The following is a 255-nucleotide window of genomic DNA, read 5'->3' as shown; positions in this document are numbered from 1 at the left end:
CAACGCTGCGGCGTAACGCGTTTCGCTGCTTCGTAGACGCTACGGCGGCGCTCAAGAATTGCGTGCTCCTGCCCATAATGCCGTTGCGCAGGCGTCACGAACTTGATGCCGCTGTGGCGATGTTCCGTGTTGTACCAGGTCACGAAGCGCAGCACCCACTGGCGGGCCTGCTCGATCGACGTAAAGGGCTTCTTTGGGTACGCCGGTGTGTATTTCAGTGTCCTGAACAACGCCTCGGAATAGGGATTGTCGTCA

General features: G+C 58.8%; 1 protein-coding gene. It reads right to left on the bottom strand.

Annotation, left to right across the window (positions count from 1 at the left end; translation table 11 throughout):
- The coding region (locus VRY85_RS14915) for an integrase core domain-containing protein (RefSeq protein WP_414599387.1) at positions 1-255 on the bottom strand (255 nt) is incomplete at both ends.

Source organism: Achromobacter sp. F4_2707 (assembly GCF_047501535.1).
Classification (GTDB): Bacteria; Pseudomonadota; Gammaproteobacteria; order Burkholderiales; family Burkholderiaceae_B; genus Yanghanlia.
The sequence above is the reverse complement of the archived record's forward strand: the minus strand, read 5'-3'. Positions and strand labels throughout refer to the sequence as shown.